Source organism: Clostridium sp. DFI.1.208 (genome assembly GCF_024463855.1).
GTDB lineage: Bacteria > Bacillota_I > Bacilli_A > Erysipelotrichales > Erysipelotrichaceae > Clostridium_AQ.
Genome location: NZ_JANGCA010000186.1, coordinates 1 through 550 on the forward strand (window position 1 = coordinate 1; position 550 = coordinate 550).

At 34.2% G+C, this 550-nt stretch carries 1 protein-coding gene; it reads right to left on the reverse strand.

Features of this window, described 5'->3' with window-relative positions; translation table 11 throughout:
- On the reverse strand, positions 1 to 428 hold a 428-nt coding region (locus NE665_RS23960), incomplete at its 3' end, for a helix-turn-helix transcriptional regulator (RefSeq protein ID WP_256176678.1).
- Between the last annotated feature and the right edge of the window lie 122 nt (positions 429 to 550).

A 550-nucleotide genomic window follows, 5' to 3' on the forward strand; every position in this document is an offset into this window, starting at 1 on the left:
TTGATTTCCATAAGTTCTTCTAACTCCGTAACCTCATTGGTAATGTAGTTATGGATATACTGTATGAGTTTGGTTTCCATGTAAAATCTGCATTCTTTTTCATCATTGAAAAATTCATTTTCAGACAGATAATCTAAGGAAACATTGAAGTCCTGTTCCCGTTTGATAATATCCATGATATATGGTTCGGTGTGGTCAATATACTTCCATTCTCCTGATAATAATTCATTGGGCGTTACTCCCAGCACGTCCATTATCTTTTCTAATGTGTCAAAGGTAGGATAATTCACACCCCGTTCAATCTTGGAAAGGCTCTGCATATTGATACCGATTTTATCCGCAAGTTCCTGTTGTTTCATTCCTCTGTGTTTTCTTATGGTCTGTATATTCTCTCCTAAGAAACTGATTTTCTTTTCGTAATGTTCCATAACTTAGTATAACCGCTCCTTTCGTTGCTTTTCTCGGTGTTTATAAGCATATCATACTTAATATTTATTAAAAAGTCAATCAAAACTTCTTGACAAGTAATTCTAATGGCGTTATTATCGTA